This window comes from Microbacterium hatanonis, assembly GCF_008017415.1.
In the GTDB taxonomy this organism is placed as follows: domain Bacteria; phylum Actinomycetota; class Actinomycetes; order Actinomycetales; family Microbacteriaceae; genus Microbacterium; species Microbacterium hatanonis.
On sequence record NZ_VRSV01000002.1, the window covers coordinates 878,138 to 896,847 of the forward strand.

14 protein-coding genes are annotated in these 18,710 nt (G+C 71.2%); 7 read left to right on the plus strand and 7 right to left on the minus strand.

What is annotated here, in order from left to right; genetic code table 11:
• Positions 1-8 precede the first annotated feature (8 nt).
• The 3 genes from FVP77_RS14215 to FVP77_RS14225 form a co-directional block, all read right to left on the minus strand.
• Positions 9-1,358, minus strand: coding sequence for an ABC transporter substrate-binding protein (locus tag FVP77_RS14215; protein WP_147895218.1), 1,350 nt, complete (start codon positions 1,356-1,358; stop codon positions 9-11).
• 87 nt (positions 1,359-1,445) lie between these two features.
• Positions 1,446-2,381 carry a carbohydrate ABC transporter permease gene (locus tag FVP77_RS14220; RefSeq protein WP_147895219.1) on the minus strand — a complete coding sequence of 312 codons (936 nt, stop codon included), beginning with the start codon at positions 2,379-2,381 and terminating at the stop codon, positions 1,446-1,448.
• Positions 2,378-3,298, minus strand: coding sequence for a carbohydrate ABC transporter permease (locus tag FVP77_RS14225; RefSeq protein ID WP_147895220.1), 921 nt, complete (start codon positions 3,296-3,298; stop codon positions 2,378-2,380). Before FVP77_RS14225 ends, FVP77_RS14220 begins: the two co-directional genes overlap by 4 nt.
• Before the next feature lie 111 nt (positions 3,299-3,409).
• Between FVP77_RS14225 and FVP77_RS14230 the strand changes: the two genes are divergently transcribed.
• From FVP77_RS14230 to FVP77_RS14245, 4 genes are all read left to right on the plus strand, one after another.
• Positions 3,410-4,450, plus strand: coding sequence for a LacI family DNA-binding transcriptional regulator (locus FVP77_RS14230; RefSeq protein ID WP_187266949.1), 1,041 nt, complete (start codon positions 3,410-3,412; stop codon positions 4,448-4,450).
• A 62-nt stretch (positions 4,451-4,512) separates the two neighbouring features.
• Positions 4,513-5,364 carry a cadherin-like beta sandwich domain-containing protein gene (locus FVP77_RS14235; RefSeq protein WP_187266950.1) on the plus strand — a complete coding sequence of 284 codons (852 nt, stop codon included), beginning with the start codon at positions 4,513-4,515 and terminating at the stop codon, positions 5,362-5,364.
• 99 nt (positions 5,365-5,463) lie between these two features.
• Entirely contained in the window at positions 5,464-6,591 is a 1,128-nt protein-coding gene (locus FVP77_RS14240) for a glycerate kinase (RefSeq protein WP_147895222.1), read from the plus strand.
• Positions 6,588-7,628: an NAD(P)-dependent alcohol dehydrogenase gene (locus FVP77_RS14245; protein WP_147895223.1), complete on the plus strand. Its 1,041-nt coding sequence runs from the start codon at positions 6,588-6,590 to the stop codon at positions 7,626-7,628. Before FVP77_RS14240 ends, FVP77_RS14245 begins: the two co-directional genes overlap by 4 nt.
• 159 nt (positions 7,629-7,787) lie before the next feature.
• Here the strand turns inward: FVP77_RS14245 and pgm are convergent, their stop codons facing one another.
• Positions 7,788-9,434 carry a phosphoglucomutase (alpha-D-glucose-1,6-bisphosphate-dependent) gene (gene pgm, locus FVP77_RS14250; protein ID WP_147895224.1) on the minus strand — a complete coding sequence of 549 codons (1,647 nt, stop codon included), beginning with the start codon at positions 9,432-9,434 and terminating at the stop codon, positions 7,788-7,790.
• Between the two features lie 102 nt (positions 9,435-9,536).
• Between pgm and FVP77_RS14255 the strand changes: the two genes are divergently transcribed.
• Positions 9,537-10,193 carry a LuxR C-terminal-related transcriptional regulator gene (locus FVP77_RS14255; protein WP_147895225.1) on the plus strand — a complete coding sequence of 219 codons (657 nt, stop codon included), beginning with the start codon at positions 9,537-9,539 and terminating at the stop codon, positions 10,191-10,193.
• 7 nt (positions 10,194-10,200) lie between these two features.
• On the plus strand, positions 10,201-12,303 hold the full coding sequence (locus tag FVP77_RS16875; protein WP_187266951.1) for a sensor histidine kinase: 2,103 nt from the start codon (positions 10,201-10,203) through the stop codon (positions 12,301-12,303).
• Here the strand turns inward: FVP77_RS16875 and FVP77_RS14265 are convergent, their stop codons facing one another.
• Both FVP77_RS14265 and FVP77_RS14270 read right to left on the minus strand, forming a co-directional pair.
• The gene (locus tag FVP77_RS14265) at positions 12,304-13,773 is read right to left on the minus strand and encodes a chitinase (RefSeq protein WP_147895226.1); all 1,470 of its coding nucleotides are present in this window, start codon (positions 13,771-13,773) and stop codon (positions 12,304-12,306) included.
• A gap of 62 nt (positions 13,774-13,835) precedes the next feature.
• Positions 13,836-16,088 carry a glycosyltransferase family 2 protein gene (locus FVP77_RS14270; protein ID WP_187266952.1) on the minus strand — a complete coding sequence of 751 codons (2,253 nt, stop codon included), beginning with the start codon at positions 16,086-16,088 and terminating at the stop codon, positions 13,836-13,838.
• Between the two features lie 504 nt (positions 16,089-16,592).
• Here FVP77_RS14270 and pheA point away from each other — a divergent pair.
• Positions 16,593-17,546 carry a prephenate dehydratase gene (pheA, locus tag FVP77_RS14275; RefSeq protein ID WP_147895698.1) on the plus strand — a complete coding sequence of 318 codons (954 nt, stop codon included), beginning with the start codon at positions 16,593-16,595 and terminating at the stop codon, positions 17,544-17,546.
• Positions 17,547-17,636: 90 nt separating this feature from the next.
• Here the strand turns inward: pheA and FVP77_RS14280 are convergent, their stop codons facing one another.
• Positions 17,637-18,698, minus strand: a complete 1,062-nt coding sequence (locus FVP77_RS14280) for an LLM class flavin-dependent oxidoreductase (RefSeq protein WP_147895228.1) — start codon at positions 18,696-18,698, stop codon at positions 17,637-17,639.
• Positions 18,699-18,710: the final 12 nt, after the last annotated feature.

Genomic DNA, 18,710 nt, shown 5'->3' on the forward strand with positions numbered 1-18,710 from the left:
GAGGGTTCTTACTGGTTGACGGTGAAGCCCTGCGAGTTGCCGTACTCGACGAGCTGCTCCTGCCAGGTGGACAGACCCTCGTTCAGGTCGCCCTGCGAGGCGTAGGACTGGCCGACCGTGTCGGCGAAGATGCTGTTCGCGTACACCTGGAACGGCAGGTAGCTCCAGCCCTCGCGCACCTCGCCGGCGGCGGCGGTGAGCACCTCGTTGATCTTCTGACCGCCGAAGTAGTCCGATTCGAGGTTGACGAAGTCGTCGGACGACAGCTGAGCCGTGGTCGAGGGGAATCCGCCGCTCTCGGCGAAGATCTGCAGGCTCGCATCGTCGTTGTTGAGCCACTTGAGGAACGCCGCGGCCAGCGCCGGGTTCTTGGACTGCTTCGTGACCGCCTGGCCGCCGCCGCCGTTCTCAGCCGTGACGGGGGTGCCGTCGTAGGTCGGGATCGGGGCAACGCGCCAGTCGCCGGCACCGTCGGCGACCGACGACTCGAGCACGCCGGGCATCCACGCGCCGGTCACGAGGGTCGCGATCGATCCGTCGCCGAGGCCCTTGAACCACTCGTCGGTCCAGCTGGGCGTCTCTGCGAGCAGGTCGTTGTCGACGAGCTGGTTCCAGGTGTCGGCCCACTTCTGCGAGCCCTCGTCGGAGAGGTCGATCGTGACGTTCGTGCCGTCGACCTGGAAGGGCTGGCCGCCGGCCTGCCAGATCATGCTGGTGGCGAAGCCGCTGTCGCCGGTGTCGGCGGCGATGTGCTTGCTCGGGTCGGCGGCGGTGAGCGCCTTGCCCGCGGCGACGTACTCGTCCCAGGTGGTGGGCACGGTCAGGCCGTACTGGTCGAAGACGCTCTTGTTGTAGAACATCGCCATGGGGCCGGAGTCCTGCGGCAGGCCGTAGATCTTCCCGTCGAAGTCGACCGAGTTCCACGTCGAGGCGGTGTAGTCGCCCTCGAGGTCGCCGAAGCCGTAGGAGGAGAGGTCGAGGAGGCCGTCGGTGAGTGCGAACTGCGGGAAGGCGTAGTACTCGATCTGCACGACGTCGGGTGCACCCGAGCCGGCCTTGATCGCGTTCTGGAGCTTGGTGTACTCCTCGGTGTTGGTGCCCGCGTTCACGAGGTTCACCGTCACGTTCGGGTAGGCCTCCTCGAACGCGGCGACCTGGGCCTCGGCCGACGGGGTCCACGACCAGTAGGTGATCTCGCCGCCCTGCTCGAGGGCCGCTTCGAGGTCGTCGGCACTGCCGGCTGCGGCGCCGTCGGTGCTGCCCGACGAGCATGCCACCAGCGATCCGCCCACGAGGGCGGTCGCTGCCACGATGAACGCCGCGCGACGCAGCGCGGGGTTCTTGCGGATGGATGTCATGTGCATTTCCTTCACTTCGTTGTTGTGGATCCGGGGCAGGACGCTCCGGGGTGCGAGGGAGGGTCGGGTATCAGGCAGAGCCCCTCATCACTGCTTGACGCTTCCGGCGCTGAGCCCCGACTGCCAGTACCGCTGCAGCACGAGGAACGCGACGACGATGGGGATGATCGACAGGAGCGAGCCCGTGATCACGAGGTTGTAGATCGGCTGGGCGGCCACGCCGGTCGCCTGCGCGTTCCACTGGTTGAGGCCGACCGTCAGCGGATACCACGCGGGGTCGCTGAGCATGATGAGCGGCAGGAAGTAGTTGTTCCACGTCGCGACCACGGCGAACAGGAGCACCGTCACGATGCCCGGGGCGAGCAGACGGACCGAGATCGTGAAGAACGTGCGCAGCTCGCTCGCGCCGTCCATGCGGGCGGCTTCCAGCAGCTCGGTCGGGATCGCGTCCGTCGCGTACACCCAGACGAGGTACAGACCGAACGGGCTGATCAGCGACGGGATGATGATCGCCCAGGGCGTGTTGGTGAGACCCATCTGGCTGAACAGCAGGAAGGTCGGCACCGCCAGAGCCGTGCCGGGCACCGCGATCGCGCCGAGCACGACCGCGAAGACCGCCTTGCGTCCGCGGAAGTTGTACTTCGCGAGACCGTAGCCGGCCATCGTGGCCAGGATCGTCGCGCCGCCGGCGCCGACGACCACGTAGAGCAGGGTGTTGCCGAGCCAGCGGAGGAAGATGCCGTCGCGGTAGGTCAGCGTCTGCGCGATGTTGTCGAACAGGGCGAAGCTGTTGCCGAAACCGAGGCCGAAGGTGGTGAAGAGGTCGTCCTGGGTCTTGGTGGCGTTGAGCACCAGCCACAGCAGCGGCACGATCGTGTAGAGCAGGTACAGCCCCATGACGATCGAGAGCACCACGGAGCGCCTCGAGCGGGTGGGCGAGGTGCGGGCGAACGATCGCGGGGATCGGCCCGCGCGCCGGCCGGTGGAAGCGGACGGCCGGGCGGGGGTGGTTGCGGTGGTCATCGCACCTCCTGACGGGAGCCGCGCAGCTGCACGACATAAGCGATGACCGCCGTGATGACGCCCATGATGATCGCGATCGTGGCCGCGTAGTTGTACTGCTGGCCCGCGAACGACAGGTTGTAGGCGTACATGTTCGGCGTGTAGAACGTCGAGATCGTGTTGGGCGCCAGCGGCTTGAGGATGTTGGGCTCGTTGAAGAGCTGGAAGCTGCCGATGATCGAGAAGATCGTGGCGATCACGATCGCCCCGCGGACGGCGGGGATCTTGATCGAGAAGATCGTGCGCCAGGCGCCGGCTCCGTCGATCGAGGCGGCCTCGTACAGCTCGCCGGGGATCGTCTTGAGCGAGGAGTAGAAGATCAGCATGTTGTAGCCGACGAACTGCCACGTGACGATGTTGCCGATGGACAGCAGCATCCACTGCGGCACGAAGGGCTGCAGCACGTCCGACCCGAGGAGGTCGTTGATGTTCGCGGTCAGACCGAACTGGTCGCCGTAGATGTATCCCCACATGAGCACCGCGACGACGGCGGGGACCGCGTAGGGAAGGAAGATCACGATGCGGTAGAACGACGGGGCGTGCAGTCGCGCGCTGTCGATGGCCAGGGCCGCCGCCAGAGCGAGGATCAGCATGATCGGCACCTGGACGATGAGGAACAGCAGCACCCGCAGGAAGCCGTCCCAGAAGTTCGGATCGCTCAGCGCCGTCGCGTAGTTGTCGAGCCCGACGAACGCGTTGCCGCCGATGAGCTGGTCGCGGAAGAAGCTGAGGTACAGCGCGTACAGCAGCGGCGCGAGGAAGACGAGCGCGAAGACCACGGCGAACGGGCCGACGAACAGCCATCCTCTGTCTTCGACGCGTGTTCGCCGTCTGCGCGGCAGGCGCACAGCGGGCGGGGGAGCCGCGGTGGTCGTCATCGTCCTGGGAGCCTCTCCATCGATGCCTTATCCGATCGGGTATCTCGGATGTTGACGTAAACATAAACGGACTTCGCTAACATGTCAACGTCAACATCCCGAGGAGGATCGATGAGCGAGACAGTGGAGTCCGCGTCGCCCGAGCCCCGCACGCGACGTCGTGAGACTTCGATGGCCGACGTCGCGACGGCTGCCGGTGTGTCGGGCCAGACCGTCTCGCGGGTCGCCAACGGCCGGGCGAACGTCGACCCCGACACGCGCGCCAAAGTGCTCGCCGCGATGAGCCGCCTCGGGTACCGGCCCAACAGTGCCGCGCGCGCCCTGCGGTCGGGGAAGTTCCGCAGCATCGGCGTGATCATGTTCTCGCTCTCGTCGTACGGCAACTCCCGCACCCTCGACGCCGTGTCGTCGATCGCCGCGCAGTCGGGATACTCGATCACCCTCATCACGCTCGGTTCGGCCACCCAGTCCGACGTCTCGGGCGCCTTCCTGCGCCTCACCGAGCACGCGGTGGACGGCGTGGTCATCCTCATCGAGACGCACCGGCTGGGCGAGACCGAGCTCGCGCTCCCCACCGGTCTGCCGGTCGTCGTCGTCGACTCGAGTGCCGACTACCCGTACCCGGTCGTCGACACCGACCAGGCGCTGGGGGCGCGGCAGGCGACGGAGCACCTGCTCGACCTGGGCCACGAGACCGTCTGGCACGTCTCCGGACCCCTGGAGTCGTTCGCCGCCGAACGTCGTCGAGAGGCCTGGCGGGCCACCCTCGTCGAGCGGGGGAGGGCGGTTCCCGAGGTCGTCGTCGGCGATTGGACGGCCGATTCCGGGCATGCGATCGGCCGGCGATTGGCGAACGAGCCCGATGCGACGGCGATCTTCGCCGCGAACGACCAGATGGCGCTCGGCGTCATCCGCGCACTCCACGAGGCGGGGCGCCGCGTTCCCGCGGACGTGAGCGTGGTCGGGTTCGACGACGCCCCGGATGCGGCGAACTACTGGCCGCCGTTGACGACGGTGCGCCAGCACTTCGCCCGCGTGGGCGACCAGGCGATGCGCGCGCTTCTGGGTGAGATCGAGGGCGACGAGCCGATCGACGCGCGTGTGCTCGTGCCGACCGAGCTGGTCGTTCGCGCGAGTTCCGCGCCGCGCTGACCTCCGCACGCGCCCTGACCCCCGAGAGCCCGTCGTACGGCGTCGAGCGCACCATCAACGGGGTGACCGGTGACAAGGGGTGGTCGAACTGGCGGTCGGGCACGAAGAACACCACCGACACGCTGAGCTATGACCTCGCCGAGCGCACCCAGGTGCGTCACGCGAGCGTGCAGTTCTATCGCGACGGTGGTGCGACCTGGCCCCAGCGCCTGCGCGTCGAGCACCGTCTCACCGGCGGTGAATGGTCGACCGGCTCGTGGGTGGACGTCCCCGCCCAGGACGCCGGTGCGCCCCTGATCGACGTGCCGCTCGGCGACGTCGACGCCGATGAGGTGCGCGTGGTGATGGAGGCCCGCCCCGCGACGCACATCGTGGTGTCGGAGGTGCAGATCTTCGGGCTGCGTCCCTCGGCGTCGCCGGTCTCCGACCTGGCGCGCCTGACCGTCGACGGCGAGCCCGTCGCGGGCTTCGCGGCCGACACGACCGAGTACCGGGTCGTCGTCGAGGGGACCGGGTGGCCGCGGCTGGCCGCGATCGCGGTCGACCGTGACGCCGCCGTGCGCATCACCCAGCCCGACGCCGGGGACGGCACCGGGACGGTGACGGTGACCGCGCCCGACGGGTCGGAGCGCACCTACACCGTGACGATCGAGCGCGCGGGCACGGGGCCGCAGCCCTCTCCCGAGCCGTCCGGGCCCGGTGCTTCCCCGTCGCCGAGCCTCGTGTCGAGCACGTCGCCGAGCGCGGTGCCGAATGCGGGCGGTCCCGCCGCATCCGGCACGGGTTCCGGTGCTCTCGCCGCGACCGGGGCGGACGCGAGCATCTGGGTGGCTCCCGCCCTCCTCGGTGCGGCGGTGGCCGCCGCCGGAGTCGTGCTGCTCGTGCGCCGTCGCCCGCGCGGCACCGCCGAGTAGTCCCGCGGTGCGAGTGCGACGGGTCGGTCTCCCTTCCGGGGGCCGGCCCGTCGCCGTTCGTCACGCCCGGATCGGGTGCGGCGGGGACAGGATGGAGGCATGACCCGGATCGTGATGGCGCCCGACAGCTTCAAGGGCACGGTCACTGCTCCGGATGCGGCAGCCGCGCTCGCCGCGGGCTGGCGCGCGGTTCGTCCCCGTGACGAGATCGTCCTCTCACCCATGGCCGACGGCGGGGAGGGCACGCTCGAGGCCGTGGCGGCGGCCGTTCGGGGCGCGGTGCGCGTGCCCGTTATCGTGCCCGGTCCGGAGGGAGCGCCCGTCGAGGCAGTGTGGCTGCGCCTGCCCGCCACAGCCGACGCGCCGGCGGGGATCGGGGTGGTGGAGCTCGCGCAGACGTCGGGTATCGAGCTGCTGCACGGGGAGCTCCGACCGTGGACGGCCTCCACCCTCGGATTCGGTCGCGCCGTCGTCGCTGCTCTCGCCGCGGGGGTCTCGCAGCTCGTGCTCGCGATCGGCTCCAGCGCTTCGACCGACGGCGGGGCCGGCCTCCTCCGCGCGCTCGGTGCGAGGTTCACCGATGCGGCGGGCGACCCGATCCCCGAGGGGGCCGAAGGGCTGCAGCGCCTCGCCGCCGTCGACCTCGCCCGACTCGCGCCGCTGCCGTCCGGGGGAGTGCGCGTGCTCACCGACGTCGAGAACCCTCTCCTCGGCGCGCGCGGTGCGGCCCGCGTGTTCGGTCCGCAGAAGGGCCTGGATGCTGCGGGCGTCGCCCGCGCCGACGCCGCACTCGCCCGTCTGGCGTCGTTCGCGCCCGGGGTCGACGCGGCTGCTCCTGGGGCCGGGGCCGCGGGTGGCACGGGGTGGGCGCTCCTCGTCTGGGGTGCCGACCTGGTCGCGGGCGCGCCGGAGATCGCCGCGGTGACGGGACTGGCAGAGGCCGCAGCATCCGCCGACCTCGTCATCACGGGCGAAGGGGCCTACGACCGGCAGTCGGCCGCGGGCAAGGTGCCGGCGCTCGTCGCGGCGCTCGCTCCCGGCCGCACGGCGCTCGTCGCCGGTCGGATCTCCTCCGATGCCGACCTGTCGGCCTTCACGGCGACCGTGTCGCTGGCCGAGATCGCCGGGTCGGCCGCTGCGGCGATGATCGAGCCCGTCGTGTCAATCCGCGCGGCGGGGGCCAGGCTCGCCGATACGCTCGAACCCCACCCCCGAGGAGCCCCATGACCACCGTTCGCGCGTACGCCGCCGCATCCGCCACCTCCCCTCTCGAGCCCACGACGATCGACCGCCGCGAGGTCGGCCCCCGCGACGTGCTCATCGACATCGCCTATGCCGGCATCTGCCACTCCGACATCCACACGATCCGCGGCGAGTGGGGCGAGGTCGCCTACCCGCTCACGGTCGGGCACGAGATCGTCGGCACCGTCGCAGAAGTCGGCTCCGACGTCACCCGCCACGCCGTCGGCGACCGCGTGGGCGTCGGCTGCATGGTGAACTCGTGCCGCGAGTGCGAGAACTGCTTGGCCGGCGAGGAGCAGTACTGCCTCGAGGGCAACGTCGGAACCTACGCCAACGTCGATCGCGACGGTTCCATCACCCAGGGCGGCTACTCGCAGAAGGTCGTCGTCGACGAGGACTTCGTGCTGCGCGTGCCCGAGGCGATCCCGTACGAGAAGGCGGCGCCCCTGCTCTGCGCCGGCATCACGACCTACTCGCCGCTGCACCACTGGAACGCCGGACCCGGCAAGAAGGTCGCCGTCGTGGGCCTCGGTGGGCTCGGGCACATGGCCGTCAAGATCGCGCACGCCATGGGTGCCGAGGTCACCGTGCTCTCGCAGAGCCTGCGCAAGAAGGACGACGGCCTCGCGATGGGGGCCGACCACTACTACGCCACGAGCGACCCCGAGACGTTCCGTGCGCTGAAGAACGGCTTCGATCTCATCGTCAACACCGTCAGTGCGCCGCTCGACCTGAAGCAGTACCTCGGCCTGCTCTCGCTCGACGGAACGATGGTGAACGTCGGCGCTCCGCCCGAGCCGCTGCCGATCCAGGTGTTCACGCTGTTCTCGAACCGTCGGTCGTTCGCCGGATCCAGCATCGGCGGCATCCGCGAGACGCAGGAGATGCTCGACTTCTGCGCCGAGCACGGCATCGCGCCCGAGGTCGAGCTCATCGACGCGGCCCAGATCAACGAGGCGTACGAGCGGGTGCTCGCCAGCGACGTGCGGTACCGCTTCGTGATCGACGCGGCCACCATCTGACCCACCGCCCGCTGCGTGGTCGGCGGCGCACAACTTCGGACGTGTGCGCCGACACGCCGTCCGCCCGCCGGGTGGGGGCGGCGTGCCGTCGAGGTTGTCCGAAGTTGTGCGCGGGGGCGGGCCGGCGGAGCCGAGACCGGGCGAGTGGATGCTGCGGGGTCAGGCGCCGCCGAGGGCCTCGGCGACGACCGCGCGCGCCTGCTCCTGCACCTCGCGGAGGTGGCCTTCGCCGCGGAGCGACTCCGCGTAGAGCTTGTAGACGTCTTCGGTGCCGGAGGGGCGCGCAGCGAACCAGGCGTCCTCGGTCTGCACCTTGAGGCCGCCGATCGCGGCACCGTTGCCCGGAGCGTGCGAGAGCTTGGCGGTGATGAGCTCGCCGGCGAGCTCGGTCGCGGTGACCGCGTCGGGGGAGAGCTTCGCGAGCGCCGCCTTCTGCGCGGGGGTGGCGGGTGCGTCGACCCGCTGGTAGGCGGATGAGCCGTAGGTGTCTTCGAGCTCCGCGTAGCGCTGCGACGGCGTCTTGCCGGTCACCGCGAGGATCTCGGCGGCGAGCAGGGCGAGCAGGATGCCGTCCTTGTCGGTCGTCCAGACGGTGCCGTCGGTGCGCAGGAACGACGCTCCGGCCGATTCCTCGCCGCCGAAGGCGACCGAGCCGTCGAGGAGGCCCGGCACGAACCACTTGAAGCCCACCGGCACTTCCAGGAGGGTGCGGCCGAGCGACGCGGCGACCTTGTCGATGATCATCGACGAGACGAGCGTCTTTCCGACGGCGGCGTCGGCCGGCCAGCCCGGGCGGTGCGCGAAGAGATAGTCGATCGCGACGGCGAGGTAGTGGTTCGGGTTCATCAGGCCCGCGTCGGGGGTGACGATGCCGTGGCGGTCGGCGTCGGCGTCGTTGCCGGTGAGGATGTCGTACTCCTCGCGGCGGGCGACGAGAGCGGCCATCGCCGACGGCGACGAGGGATCCATCCGGATCTTCTCGTCCCAGTCGAGCGTCATGAAACGCCAGGTCGGGTCGACGTCGGGGTTCACGACCGTGAGGTCGAGGCCGTAATGCTCCCCGATGAGCTGCCAGTACTCCACCGATGCGCCGCCGAGCGGGTCGGCGCCGATGCGGACGCCGGCGCGCTTGATCGCCTCGATGTCGATGATCCCCTCGAGGTCGCGCACGTACGCCTCGCGGAAGTCGTACTCGCCGAGCGCGTCGCCGTCGATGTCGGCATACCGCGTGCGCTGCACGCCCTCGAGGCCGGCGGCGATGAGCTCGTTCGCGCGGTTCGCGATCCAGCTCGTCGCGTCGGTGTCGGCGGGGCCGCCGTGCGGCGGGTTGTACTTGAAGCCGCCGTCGCGGGGCGGGTTGTGGCTGGGGGTGACGACGATGCCGTCGCCGCGGGTCGGGTCGTCGAGCTCCTTGCCGCGGTTGTGGTTGAGGATCGCCAGGCTCAGCGCCGGGGTGGGCACCCACGAGTCGCGCGCGTCGATGCGCACGTCGACGCCGTTCGCGACGAGCACCTCGATCGCGCTGCGCTCGGCGGGCAGCGACAGCCCGTGCGTGTCGCGGCCGAGGAAGAGGGGCCCGCGGATCCCCTGCGCCGCACGGTAGTCGACGATGGCCTGGGTGGTGGCGAGGATGTGGTTCTCGTTGAAGCTCGTCGACAGCGACGAGCCGCGGTGGCCGCTCGTGCCGAACGCGACGCGCTGCTCCGGGATCGCCACATCGGGCTTGCGGTCGTAATAGGCCGAGATCAGTTCATCGATGTCGATGAGATCGGATGCTTCGGCGGGGCGTCCTGCGCGACTGCTCATTCCATTAGTCTGCCCGGTGAGAGCCCGTTGCGGGACGCCTTTGACACGAACTGGTGGTTTCCCGCTCCGCGCCGACGCTCGCGTTACGCCATACTCGGTCAAATGGGGCAAGGGGCGGGGCCGGCGCGCATCGCGATCGTCGACGATCATGAACTGGTGGGGCTGGCCGTTCGCAGCCTGGTCGACGCGGCGGCGGGGCTCGTCTTCGCGCGGCACGAGCGATCGGTCGCCGACATGGTGGCGCAGCCCCGCGACGCGGATCTGGTGCTGCTCGATCTCAGCCTGCGCGACGACACGACCCCCGACCGCAACGTCGGCACGCTGCGCGCGTGGGGCGCTCACGTTCTCGTGCTCACATCGGCGGAGAACCCGTTCCTCATCCGCGAGGCCTCCCGCACCGAGGCGCTCGGGATCGCGCGGAAGTCCGCGCCGGGCGACGAGCTCGTGGCCGTCATGACCGCGGCCGCCGCCGGCGAGCACGTCCCGAGCACAGAGTGGGCGTCGGCGCTGGACACCGATCCGACCCTGCACGCCGCGCCGCTGACCCGTCGCGAGCGCGAGGTGCTGTCGCTGTACGCCTCCGGGATGGGCGCGCGTGAGGTCGCCGCGGCGCTCTTCGTGAGCGAGAACACCGTGAACGACCATCTGCGCCGCATCCGGTCGGTCTACCGCCTGATCGGGCGCCCGGCCACGACGAAGGTCGATCTCTATCGACGCGGTATCGAGGACGGCTTCGTGCCCGTCCCGAGTCGCGGCTGACCGCTCGATGAACGTCGGCCGCGCGGAGTTGGCCACCCTCCGACTGCTGATGGTCGCCGTCGGACTCTCGGCGGTCGTGTCGATGCTCGTCGGCGTGCTCGTCGCCGACCCGTCGGGGCGAGCGGGGGTGCCGTCCTGGCAACCGGCGCTGACCGGCGGGGCGTACGCCGTCCTCGTCCTCGTCGCGGCGGCGGCGCCGTGGTCGTCGGCGCGGGTGGTGCGGGCGGGAGCCGGTATCGGGGTGGCCGCCTACGCGATCGGCATGTTCTCCTTCGCGCCGGCGACCGGTCTCGTCAGCGGCGGGGGAACCGTGCCGTGGTCGATGACGAGCATCGGCGTCGTCGCGCTGGCGACGGTCGTCGCCGGCGGTGAACGCCTCGGATGGGCGGTCATCGCCTCGTGGTCGGTCATGATCGCGGTGTATCGGGTGATGCTGGGCGGGTATTCGCTGAACGGTTTCGTCAACGACGCGCAGGCGATGATGTCCGCGGGCATCCTCTGCGTGATCGGTGCGAGCGTGCTGCGCGCCGCGGTGGAGTTGGATGCGGCGACCGACCGCGCCGCGGACGCCGTCAGTCGGGAGGCGACGGAGCGAGGTCGGCTGGCCGCGCGTGCGCGTGCCGCCGCGTTCGTGCACGACGAGGTGCTGGCCGCTCTGCGCGGCGCGGCGGACGCTCTGCCCCTGACCGCCGACGCCGTCCGCCGTCAGGCGCTCCGCGCCACGGGGATCGTCGATGCCGGCGACGGGGAGACGGACTGGCTCGCGGATCTTCGGGCAGCGGCCATCCGCGCCGATGCGCGGGTCGATGTGTCGGTGGCACCCGATGCGCTCACCGTCGAGGACGACGTCGCGCACGCGCTGGTGACGGCCTCGCGGCAAGCGCTGGACAACAGCATCCGCCATGCCGGCGCGAGCCGTCGGCACCTGCGGGTCGCGGTCGACGCCGAGGGCGCGCGCGTCGAGATCGGCGACGACGGGTCGGGGTTCGATCCCGCGGCGGTCGCCGCCGACCGTCTGGGCATCGCACTGAGCATCGTCGGCGTCATGCGTGCGGTGTCCGGCGGGGACGCGATGCTGCGGTCGACGCCGGGCCACGGCACATCGGTCCTGCTCACCTGGCGGCCTCCCCTCCCCGTCCCCGACTCCGGCGATCGGTCCCGGGGCGCGGTGCGAGTGCGCATGACGGCGGTGGCGGGGCTGTTCCTTATCGCCCAGACGTTCATCGCGGCGGCCGCGGCGATCGGAAGCACCTGGCCGCTCGCGTCGGCCGTCACGCTCGCGGGGCTGGTCGCCGCCGCCGAAGTCATCCGCCGAGCCCCGCGGTCGACGCTGTCCGTCGTCCGGGCCTCGGTGACGGCGGCTCTGCTGTGGGTCGTGGTCGCGGCGGCCCTCGTCGCGACCCCGGCTCCCATCACGTACGGCACGGGGTGGTTCCTCCCCGCGGCGGGATTCGTGCTCGTCTTCGTCGCGCTGCGCGGCAGGCCCATGATCGCCGTGGGCGGCGCTGCGGCGATGCTGCTGGTGCTCGCCGCCGACGCGGCGGTGCGCGGTGGAGCGCCGGTGCAGCTGATCAGCGCCGGTGTGCGCACGGCCGTCGTGGTCGGTCTCGGCGCCACGGCGGCCTTCGCGCTCGCGCGTCTGCGGCGATCCACGATCGCGGTGGCCGACAAGGCTCTGCAGGTCGCGCGACGTCGAGCGTGGGACGCCGCTGTGCAGCGCGAACTCGACATCCACGCGCACGAGGTGGACCGCTTCGCGCGCCCCCTCCTGGAGCGCGTCGCGAGAGGGGAGAGTCTCGACCACGCCGACCGGGCGCTGGCACGGGCGGTCGAGGGCAGGTTGCGCGACGGCTACCGCGCGGGGCGCCTCCTGAGCGAGGCGATGATCGACGCGGCCATGTCCGCCCGCATCCGCGGGGTCGACGTGGTGCTGCTCGACGACGCGGGCGATGCGATCCCGGGCGACACCGACCTCCCCTCGATCACCGACTGGATGTCCGTCGAGCTGGCGCGCGCCGAGCGCAAGTTCGTCGGGCGGCTCCTGCCGGCCGACCGTCCGCATCGCGCGCAGGCACTCGTGGACGGACGCCCGTCGACGTTCGGCGGGTGATCAGGGCTCGGTCAGCATCTTCCACGGCGAGTAGTCGCGGTCGAGCACCGAGCGGTCGGGCCGCTTCCCCTGCGACCACCAGCGGGCCTCGTACCCGGTGCCCTCCCACATGACACGATCGCCCTGGTCGTAGAGGGCTGCCGGATCCCAGTCGGGGTAGGTGCCGTCGGGGAGGGTCGGGAGGGTGAACGGGCGGTCGGTCGCGAGCACCGGTCCGAGATACGTCCACGCCGACGCGTCGAGATCCAGGCCCGGATCGTCGGGCGCGGGGCCGTCTTCGTTCCACCATTTGGAGATGTAGACCGATCCGTTCCAGACCACGGTGACTCCGGCGGAGTAGTAGCTCGTCGACGTCCAGAGGGGGTAAGGACTCGTCGCGGGATCATCGGCGATCGTGGGCGTGCGCGGCGCGGCGGTTGCCGTCGCCGTCGGGACGTACCCCTCGGCGAGGAGATCGGCGAACTTCTCGCCGGCCTGCTCCACTCCGCTGCACTCGTTCGACACGACTCCCGTGTAGACGTAGTTCGAGCCGCACGTGCGATCACGGTTGATCGACCACATCGACAACCGGGCCATGCCGCGCTCCGCGGCGAAGGCGTTCAGCGCGCGGGCGTCGTCGGTCGAGAACACCTCCCCGGGAACGTCATTGCGCCCGATCATGGGGGTCGCCCCGATCATGCTCCACACGCCGTCCGCCGGGAGCGCGAGGTCGCGCGCGGCCCAGGTCTCGCGCAGCTGGGCGGCGGTCGCATCGAGAGCGCCCGTGCTGAGATCGATGAGCGAGGCGGTTCCCCCGTCGCCGTAGTTCATGGTCATCGCGTTGACCCCCGCGATCTTGACGCCGGCGTCGAGCATGTCCTCGACCAGAGCGAGCCCCTCGGAGGTGAGCCCGTCGGGCGCGACGGGCAGCGTCAGCCACACCGCCAGCCCTCGGTCGTCGTCGGCGCGTTCCCGCTGCAGCGTCGCGATCGCCTCGGCCCGCCGTCTTGACGCCGCGGTGTCGGAGAGCGTGTCGCCCTCGATGTCGAGATCGATCGTGTCGACCCCGTATCGATCGACGACGTCGCGGTAGGCCCCGGTGAGAGCGGCGGTGTCGGTGCACGCCACGGCGAGCTCGGTGTTGACCGCGCCGCCGAACGAGACCGCCACCGGCCGCCCCTCGCCGATCAACCGTGCGACACGGCGGTCGAGTTCGAACCGGCCGGCGGCGTCGTCCAGCCCGTAGACCTTCCCCCACGTTGGCGTGCAGTCGTCGTCATCGGCGGCGACGACGAAGGCGAGCACGACGCCCCCGTCGCCGTCGGCGAGGTTGCTGCGAGCGAGTTTCTCGCCGTCCTCGAGGGTGACGTCGTAGTACCCGGCGAACCAGCGGTGTTCGTTCGCTCCCGCCACGTCGGCGGGGAGGAACGGAGCGACCGCGGCGCCGACGGCGACCGCCGCGGCGGCGAGGGCGGCCACGACGGTCGACACCGCCCGGATCGGCGAGAGGCGCCGACCCGCGAAGCGCGCTCGGGGGCGAGCACCGCGAACGCTCACCGGAGGGCTCCGGTCGGCTCGAGCACGCCGTCCTCGAGCACGCGGCGCCAGGGCTGGCGGGCGTGCTCGCCTTGCGGCTCGCGGGTCGGCACGGGCGCGTCCACCCAGATCCACTCCAGCCACCCGTTCCAGATGTCCGAGATCGCCGACCTCACCCCGATCAGCCGGACCACCGCCCCGCCGATGCACAGTGCCGTGAGCGCGGCGAAGGCCGCGGCCGGCCAGGCGCCCTCGGATGCCGCGCGGACGCCGACCAACGCCGAGCCGGCGCCGATCGCCAGCGGCGCGAGCACGTAGAGGGCACCCGCCGGGGTGCGGGTGTCCACCTTCGGAGTGCGGGCGAAGGCCGACGTGCCGCCGGACAGCGCCTGCGCGATGGAAGCCATCGTTCCTGCGAGGTTCACGGCGACGAGCAGGAGGTTCAACCCGTAGATCCCGATCACATCGATCCGTCGATAGCCGAGATAGCGCAGGTCGCGGGCCATCTCGATGAAGTACGGCAGCGCGATCAGGAGCAGGACGGCGCTGACCAGCTCGCCGTCGAGCGGCAGCACGGTCATCAGCACCAGCAGGCCCACCGTCACCCAGGCTATGGATCCGAGGTAGTTGGCCCGCAGCATCCGCTCGATCAGGGTGAGCGGATGGCCGGATGCGCGACGCTGGAAGGCGAGCGCGTGCAGGCGGGGCAGCACGAGCAGGCCGCCGTTGGCCCAGCGGCGGCGCTGGATGACGAGCGACCCGAAGTCGGAGGGTGTCGTGCTGTAGCTCAGCCGCTCGGGGTAGTTCCACAGACTCCAGCCGTGGTCGACGATGTCGATGCTCGACTCGGTGTCTTCGATCACGGTCACCCCCTGGATGAACCGCACGACCTCGATGCCGTCCTCGACCGTGCTGCGTCGCAGGTCTTCGAGCGCCGCGCGACGGATGATCGCGTTGGCGCCGACCCAGAACGTCGCCGAGAACGCGGTGAGTCCCTGGTGGACGATGTGCTGCAGGTCGGTCGTCGCGCCGGCCAGACGCTCGATCCGCGTCTGGGTGCCGCGGTAGGCCGAGTACGGCGTCTGGATGACGGCGACCCGCTCGTTGCCGGGCTGGTGGAGCTGGTGGATCAGCCGTAGCGCGTACTCGGGCAACAGCTGCGAATCCGCGTCGAGCGTGAGAACGAGGTCGCATTCCGGAACCTCGACGATCTCATACCGTTCCTCGGGCGAGCGGAGCGATTCGGTCGCGGCGGCGCCGGCGACGCGCAGCCGGTGGCGCCCGCCGACGAGGCCGAGGTAGGCGTTGAGGTTCATCGCCTTGGTGGCCTCGTGCGACAGGGATGCGTAGCGCTTGCGTTCGAAGACATCGGTCTCCACGGAGAAGATCGACGACACCCGACGCAGCAGTTGGAGGGCGCGCCGCTTGTCGAGCGCGTAGCCCGGGTCTTCTCCGGCCTCGCGCAGTGCCGCAGCCGATGCGTCGAGGTCGTCGGCCAGCGAGCGCAGCACGCGCTCGACGAAGAATCGCTCGACGTTCGTCGCCGCGGGTTCGGAAGCGGCCATCCGACGCAGCCAGGCGGTGGCCCGATCGTAGACATCGGCCACGCGGGCGACGTCGACGACGGCATCGGGGTGCCAGACGATGTCGTCGATCACCGCCCGCGCCGCGGTGCGGACGGGATGCAGCGCCTCGGCGATCTCGACGGCGAGCGCGCGGGTGGCATCGAGCCGTTCGGTGACAGCCGGGTCGGACGACGCCGGGGGATCGTCGAGCAGGAGCACGACGCGGAGGTGGGGAACCTCCTGCAAGGCCGCCGACCACAGGCTCATCCGGACCAGGGCGGGATCCTCGGCGTAGGAGGGCACGAGCGCGAGGACCCGCACCGGGTTCTCGGCGGAGAACGTGTCGATGTCGGCCCGGCGCGCGCGGCGGTGGTTCTCGAACCGCGGAAGGGCGCCGGCGCGGGCGAGGAGATACATGCACGCCGAGAAGGTGAGGACGGTCACCGAGGCCAGGAACAGGATCGTGCCGAGGAGATGCCAGACGGAGGTGAGGGCCTCGCCGCGTGCCAGCGTGACGGCGACGGTGGTCATGTACAGCGCCCACAGGCCCGCGCACAGCGCCACGGCGAATCGGGCGCGCACGATCACCGCTCGACCCGGGCGCGCGTGCATCGCCGGCTGGGTGCGGGCGGTGTTCGCGCGTTCGCGTCGGCGGGGGCGCTTCGCAGGGGAGGTGCGCGAGCGGCCGGAGGCTGATCGGGTCATGGCGGCGTGACCTTTCGTCCGCGCGGCTCGGGGACGCGTCGGCGCGGATCTGTCGGGCGGCTGGTCCTCGGTTAGGAGGCCGCGACACATTGTCGACCCGGATCACCCGGCCCGAGACGGCGTCGGACCACTGTTTCCGGTAGTTGTGGCCGCCGGCGCAAAACCACCCTTTTCGGTGGTCGGCGTCGCCGGACGCGGCCCGGGGGCTTCCGTAGCGTGTACCGAGTCGCACCGATGCTCGAGCCCTCACGGGCGCGACCACCTTCCCGCAGCAACCTGCTGTGCGCCCGTCGGACTCGGATGCCGGATGCGACGCATACTCCCGCGGTGCGTACGACCTCGCGCCGCGGCTCGGACGAAGCAGCATCCCGGCGCCGCAGGCGTATCCGTCGGCACCACGGACCGCCCTCGCGGACCCGCGTCGAGATGCTGCTTCTCCCGGAGCCCAGGGGGGCCTCCGGTGGGCGGGTGGGGCGGTCGGTGGGGGCTAGGCTGATCGCCGTGATGCCCGAGACCGCCCCCACCCGCCGCACATACAGCTACCTGGGGCCGGCGGGAACCTTCACGGAGGCCGCGCTCGCGCAGGTGCCCGAGGCCCGCGACCAGCACTGGCGCGCGGTGAGGAACGTCGGTGAGGCGCTCGCCGACGTCGTCGAGGGTCGATCGGATGCCGCGATGATCGCGATCGAGAACTCCGTCGACGGCGGGGTCTCGACCGCGCAGGACGCGCTGGCCACGATGGCCGGTCTTCGGATCGTCGGCGAGTACCTCGTGCCGGTGAACTTCGTGCTGGTCGGGCGACCGGGCACCCGGCTCGAAGACGTATCGCTGGTCGCGGGCCATCCGGTCGCCTACGCCCAGTGCCTCGGCTGGCTGACCGACGCGCTGCCCGCCCACGCGCACATCCCCGCGGCCAGCAACGTCGCGAGCGCCCTCGGGATCCTCGACGGCACGAGCGACGCCGACGCCGCGATCGCCGCCCCCGGCATCGTCGCCCACCACGATCTCGCCGTGCTCGCCGAGAGCATCGGCGACAACCCCAATGCCGTCACCCGGTTCGTGCTCGTCAGCCGCACGGTCGCACCGGCCCCGCCGACCGGTGCCGACAAGACGTCGCTGATCGTCGAACTGCCCGAGGATCATCCGGGTGCCCTGCTCGAACTCCTGGAGCAGTTCGCCACGCGCGGTATCAACCTCAGCCTGCTGGCGTCGCGCCCGATCGGCGATGCCCTCGGGCGCTACCGCTTCGTCATCGACGCCGACGGCCACGTGTACGACGAGCGCATGGCCGACGCCCTGCTGGGGCTGCGCCGGTTCAGCCCGAAGATGATCTTCCTCGGGTCGTACGCGCGGGCCGACCGCGCGATCGTCCGCTACCCCGACCGTTACTCCGACGACGTCTTCGTCGAGGCGCGCGACTGGTTGCGCTCGCTCATCAGCGGCGCTCCCGAGGCGTAGCGACCGCTGAGACCCTGCTATCGGCCGAGACACCGCGCCAGGCGGGGTGTCTCAGCCGGGTGAGAGGTCTCAGCGACCGGATGCGGCGCGTCAGGCGGCGACGGGAACGAGCGCGTCGGCGACCTGCGACAGCGTCTGCACGCGGCCGTCGGCCGAGTCGAGCGGCTCACCGTCGAAGGCGCCCGCGATCGGGGAGAGCATGACCTCGTCGACCCCGTGGCGGGCGGCGAACGCGGTGAGCTCGGCGGCGACGGAGTCGCCCGTGCCGACGAACCAGGTCGCGCGCGTCTGCGACATCAGCGAGTCGGCCATGGCGTCGAACGGCAGAGCGCGGGCCTGCTCGACGGTCTCGAGCGGGACGAGCGGCATGTTCGAGCGCAGGCGCGCCATCATCCGCAGCTGCGGCAGCGCGCGCGCCTCGGCCTCGTCGACGGTCGGAGCGGCGACCGCATTCACCGTGAGGAACGTGCGGGGGGCGGCGAGGGTCTCGCTCGGTTGGAAACCGGTGCGGTAGAGGTCGAGCGCCCGCTCGAGGCCGTGGCCGGAGAAGTGGTTCGCGAAGACGTACGGCAGGCCGAGCGCGGCCGCGAGCGCCGCGGAGTAGTCGCTCGAGCCGAGCAGCCAGACCTCGGGCGAGCCGGATGCGGCGGGCGTCGCGTGCACGGTGTACTCGCCGCCGGAGCTGAAGCGCACGGTCGCGCCCTCCGGGGAGGTGAGCGCGAGGATGTCGCGGATGTGCTCGGGGAATCGGTCGACGTCGCTCGTCGTGCCCGAGCGGAAGAGCAGCTGCGTGATGACGGGGTCGGAGCCGGGGGCACGACCCATGCCGAGGTCGACCCTTCCGGGGGCGACCGCCTCGAGCGCGGCGAACTGCTCGGCGACGACCAGCGGCGAATGGTTCGGCAGCATGACGCCGCCCGACCCGACGCGGATGCGGCTGGTGCGTCCGGCGGCCGCCGCGATCAGCACCGGCGGCGTCGTCGAGGCGACGGCGGGCATGTTGTGGTGCTCGGCGAACCAGTAGCGGCGGTAGCCGAGCTCCTCGGCGCGGACGACGAGGTCGAGGGAGGCGGAGACGGCCTGCGCGCTCGACTGGCCGGCTCGGACCGGGATGAGATCGAGGACGGAGAGGGCGAGCGGCGGAGTAGTCATCGCCGGATGCAA

What these genes read in the sequence shown, in the direction of transcription:
- FVP77_RS14230 (WP_187266949.1), top strand. Translation starts at nt 3,410, where the DNA reads ATGAGCGAGACAGTGGAGTCCGCGTCGCCCGAGCCCCGCACGCGACGT.
- FVP77_RS14270 (WP_187266952.1), bottom strand. Translation starts at nt 16,088, where the DNA reads ATGACCCGATCAGCCTCCGGCCGCTCGCGCACCTCCCCTGCGAAGCGC.
- FVP77_RS14240 (WP_147895222.1), top strand. Translation starts at nt 5,464, where the DNA reads ATGACCCGGATCGTGATGGCGCCCGACAGCTTCAAGGGCACGGTCACT.
- FVP77_RS14280 (WP_147895228.1), bottom strand. Translation starts at nt 18,698, where the DNA reads ATGACTACTCCGCCGCTCGCCCTCTCCGTCCTCGATCTCATCCCGGTC.
- pheA (WP_147895698.1), top strand. Translation starts at nt 16,593, where the DNA reads ATGCCCGAGACCGCCCCCACCCGCCGCACATACAGCTACCTGGGGCCG.
- FVP77_RS14225 (WP_147895220.1), bottom strand. Translation starts at nt 3,298, where the DNA reads ATGACGACCACCGCGGCTCCCCCGCCCGCTGTGCGCCTGCCGCGCAGA.
- FVP77_RS16875 (WP_187266951.1), top strand. Translation starts at nt 10,201, where the DNA reads ATGAACGTCGGCCGCGCGGAGTTGGCCACCCTCCGACTGCTGATGGTC.
- FVP77_RS14245 (WP_147895223.1), top strand. Translation starts at nt 6,588, where the DNA reads ATGACCACCGTTCGCGCGTACGCCGCCGCATCCGCCACCTCCCCTCTC.
- FVP77_RS14220 (WP_147895219.1), bottom strand. Translation starts at nt 2,381, where the DNA reads ATGACCACCGCAACCACCCCCGCCCGGCCGTCCGCTTCCACCGGCCGG.
- pgm (WP_147895224.1), bottom strand. Translation starts at nt 9,434, where the DNA reads ATGAGCAGTCGCGCAGGACGCCCCGCCGAAGCATCCGATCTCATCGAC.
- FVP77_RS14215 (WP_147895218.1), bottom strand. Translation starts at nt 1,358, where the DNA reads ATGACATCCATCCGCAAGAACCCCGCGCTGCGTCGCGCGGCGTTCATC.
- FVP77_RS14255 (WP_147895225.1), top strand. Translation starts at nt 9,537, where the DNA reads ATGGGGCAAGGGGCGGGGCCGGCGCGCATCGCGATCGTCGACGATCAT.